Source organism: Bradyrhizobium sp. P5_C11_2 (assembly GCF_054049755.1).
This window is the reverse complement of sequence record NZ_JBFULT010000667.1, coordinates 1-3,635: the sequence shown is the minus strand read 5'-3', so window position 1 is coordinate 3,635 and position 3,635 is coordinate 1. Positions and strand designations below refer to the sequence as shown.

At 66.0% G+C, this 3,635-nt stretch carries 4 protein-coding genes; all 4 read right to left on the bottom strand.

From position 1 onward, the window contains the following. Positions 1-78: 78 nt before the first annotated feature. The 4 genes from tarD to ACXJL8_RS36455 all read right to left on the bottom strand — a co-directional run bounded on the left by tarD (position 79) and on the right by ACXJL8_RS36455 (position 3,498). The gene (tarD, locus tag ACXJL8_RS36470; protein ID WP_456686574.1) at positions 79-1,248 is read right to left on the bottom strand and encodes a D(-)-tartrate dehydratase; all 1,170 of its coding nucleotides are present in this window, start codon (positions 1,246-1,248) and stop codon (positions 79-81) included. Between the two features lie 116 nt (positions 1,249-1,364). Beyond that, complete coding sequence (locus tag ACXJL8_RS36465; protein ID WP_018318553.1) at positions 1,365-1,622, bottom strand: DUF3297 family protein; 258 nt, start codon at positions 1,620-1,622, stop codon at positions 1,365-1,367. Continuing rightward, the gene (locus tag ACXJL8_RS36460) at positions 1,619-2,095 is read right to left on the bottom strand and encodes a glutathione peroxidase (protein WP_456617936.1); all 477 of its coding nucleotides are present in this window, start codon (positions 2,093-2,095) and stop codon (positions 1,619-1,621) included. Before ACXJL8_RS36460 ends, ACXJL8_RS36465 begins: the two co-directional genes overlap by 4 nt. Before the next feature lie 2 nt (positions 2,096-2,097). Further along, the gene (locus ACXJL8_RS36455; protein WP_456617937.1) at positions 2,098-3,498 is read right to left on the bottom strand and encodes an amidase family protein; all 1,401 of its coding nucleotides are present in this window, start codon (positions 3,496-3,498) and stop codon (positions 2,098-2,100) included. Positions 3,499-3,635: the final 137 nt, after the last annotated feature.

Here is a 3,635-nt window from a genome sequence, read left to right as displayed (position 1 = left end):
AACTCCTCCCTGGGGTTATGGGTCCCGGCCTTCGCCGGGACGACACTGAATAATTGGCGCGGCCTTCGCGCTCCAACCCTACTCCGCCAGCGCCTTCATCTCCTTGTAGAGGTCCGACTTGCCCTCGAAGCCGATGCCCGGCAAATCCGGCATGGTGATGTGGCCGTTCTCGACGCGGACGCCGTCGGGGAAGCCGCCGTAGGGCTGGAACAGGTCGGGGTAGCTCTCGTTGCCGCCGAGACCGAGGCCGGCCGCGATGTTGAGCGACATCTGGTGGCCGCCATGCGGGATGCAGCGGCTCGGCGACCAGCCGTAGGTTTTCAGCACCTCCAGCGTGCGCTGGTATTCGCACAGGCCGTAGGACAGCGCGCAGTCGAATTGCAGCCAGTCGCGGTCCGGGCGCATGCCGCCATAGCGGATCAGATTGCGGGCATCCTGGTGGCTGAACAGGTTCTCGCCTGTCGCCATCGGGCCCGGATAGAATTCGGCGAGCGCAGCCTGAAGCGCATAGTCGAGGGGATCGCCGACCTCCTCGTACCAGAACAAGGGATAATCCCGCAGCATCTTGGCGTAGGCGATGCCGGTTTCCAGGTTGAAGCGGCCGTTGGCGTCGACGGCGAGCTGCGCGTCCCCGCCGATCTCCTTCAGCACCGCCTCGATGCGGGTGCGGTCCTCGTCGATATCAGCGCCGCCGATCTTCATCTTCACGACGTTGTAGCCGCGGTCGAGATAGCCGCGCATCTCGCCACGCAGCATCGAGAGATCCTTGCCGGGATAGTAATAGCCGCCGGCGGCGTAGACGAACACGCGCGGATTGGCTTTGACGCCGTGACGCTCGGCGAGCAGGCGGAACAGCGGCTTGCCGGCGATCTTCGCCACCGCGTCCCACACCGCCATGTCGATGGTGCCGACCGCGACCGAGCGCTCGCCGTGGCCGCCCGGCTTCTCATTGGTCATCATCGCGGCCCAGACCTTGTCGGGGTCGAGATTGTTAGCGGCCGCATCCAGCAGCGACTTCGGATCGGCCTCCAGAATGCGCGAGGCAAAGCGCTCGCGGATCAGGCCGCCCTGCCCGTAGCGGCCATTGGAATTGAAGCCGTAACCGACAACGCGCCTGCCATCGCGCACCACATCGGTGACGACGGCGACCAGGCTCGTCGTCATCCTGGTGAAGTCGATATAGGCGTTGCGGATCGGCRAGGAGATCGGCTTGGTGATCTCGCGGACGTCGACGATGCGGACGGACATGGGATTGGCTCTCGATTTGTTAGCGCGTCATTCCGGGATGGTCCGAAGGACCAGACCCGGAATCTCGAGATTCCGGGTTCGATGCTTCGCATCGCCCCGGAATGACGGCTTCGCCGTCATTTCTTATCCCGAAAATACGGCTCGACCGGGCCATGCACCTTGATGGTCAGCGGGTTGCCGTGGCGGTCCTTGGCGTTGCCGGCGGTGACGCGGACCCAGCCTTCGCTGATGCAGTACTCCTCGACATTGGTCTTCTCGACGCCCTTGAAGCGGATGCCGACGTCGCGCGCCAGGATGTCCGCGTTGTAGTACGGGCTGTTCGGATCGACCGACAGGCGGTCGGGAAATTCGTCGCTCATGATCGTCTCGCTCATAACAGGGTCTCGATTTGCTGCCGCAATCCTTCGGGCCGTGCGGTCGGCGCGTAGCGCGCGATCACCTTGCCGGCGCGGTCCACCAGGAATTTCGTGAAATTCCATTTGATGGAGGCGCCCAGCAGTCCGGATTGCTGGTGTTTCAGATACTCATACAGGGGATGCGCGTGGGCGCCGTTGACGTCGATCTTCTCGAACAGCGGGAAGGTGACGTCGTAATGGGTCGAGCAGAATTCCTGGATCTCGCTCGCCTGCCCCGGCTCCTGCGCGCCGAACTGGTTGCAGGGAAAGCCCAGCACCGAGAAGCCGCGCGGCGAGAGATCGCGATAGAGATCCTCCAGGCCGCGATATTGCGGCGTGAAGCCGCATTTGCTCGCGGTGTTGACGATCAGGAGCACCTGCCCCTCGAAGCGGCGCAGGGCGACTTCCTCGCCGAGAAGCGAGTTGGCCTTGAAGTCGTAGATCGCAGACATCGCTAACCCACGGGATCGATCGGCGACGGCGGCACGCCGCCCGCCTCGATCGCTTCGCCGGCGAGCAGACACAGATCCTCGCGGTAACGGCCGGACACGATATGCACGCCGACGGGGGCCTTGCCGACGAGACCGGTCGAGACCACCAGGCCCGGCAGGCCCATGAAGGGAATCGCGATCTGCGGCAATTGCGCCTCCCAGACGCGCTTGAAGGACTCGTCATCCTTGCGGTCGAGATGGTCGGGGAACGGCAGTTCGCCGGACACCGGTGTCAGCACCACCGCATACTTTTCGAAGAACAGCATCCAGTCGCGGGTCAGCGTGGCGCGGCGGGTCAGGGCCTTGGCGTAGTTCGCCTGGTCCATTGGCGTGACCTTGGCGCGGTTGCCGCGCAGGCAGGCCAGCGCGCCGGGATCGCCCTCGCGCTCGGCCATTTCGAGCTGCGCCTCGTAGCCGTCGCCGAGCCAGAGCTTGGTCTGCCACTCGACCGCCTCGCGCATTGGCGGCGTGTTCTCGATGGTCTCGACCGTCCAGCCCGCGCGTTCGAGGCGCTTGCCGGCGTCGGTCACCGCCGCCTTCACCTCCGGCGTGGTCGCAAGGCCGTCCGGGTTGAGGCAGATCGCGGCGCGCTTCGGCCGCGCGGGGCCTTCCAGCGGCGCCGGCACATACCAGGGGTCGCGGATGTCGCGCGCCGACATGGCCGCAAGCGAAATCCTGATGTCGTTGACGGTGCGCGCCAGCGGCCCCGACACCGCCATGATCTGCGGGCCGATCGGGCGTTCCGGCAGCGCCGGATTGAAGGCGGGGATGCGGCCGAGGGTCGGCCGCAGGCCATGCACGCCGCAGGCATAGGCGGGATAGCGGATCGAGCCGGCGATGTCGGTGCCATGGGCGATGTGGCCGATGCCGGCCGCGACCGCCGAGCCGGCGCCGCCGGACGAGCCGCCCGGCGTCAGCGAGGCATCGCGGGGGTTCTTGGTGTCGCCGTGGACCAGGTTGGTGGTGAACCAGCGATAGGAGAAGGCCGGGCAATTGGTGCGGCCGAGCAGGATGGCGCCCGCTTTACGGAAATTGGCGACCACCGGATTGTCCTCGCGCGCGATCAGGTCGCGCTGAAGCTTGAGGCCGTTGGTGGTGGCAAAGCCCTCCTGGTCGACATTGGCCTTGATGGTGACGGGCACCCCGGCCAGCACGCCGGGATCCTCGCCCCGGGCGATGGCGGCATCGACGGCGTCGGCCTGCTTGAGCACATCCTCCGGCCGGTGGTCGATCACCGCATTGAGCTTGGGATTGACCGCATCGAGCCGGGCAAGGCCGGCCTTGGCCGCCTCCCTGGCGGATACCTTCCGGGACTTGACGAGGGTGGCGAGGTCGGCGGCCGACAGGCGCCAGAGATCTTGCATGGCTTGCTCCGTATAACCGGCGTCTTTTAGCGCCGGGAACGCGGCAAAGCCATGCAGATTTCGCAGGGAAAATGGGGGATGTCAGTGCCGTCCTGGTCTCACCACAGGCACGCTGCAACCTCTCCCGCTTGCGGGGG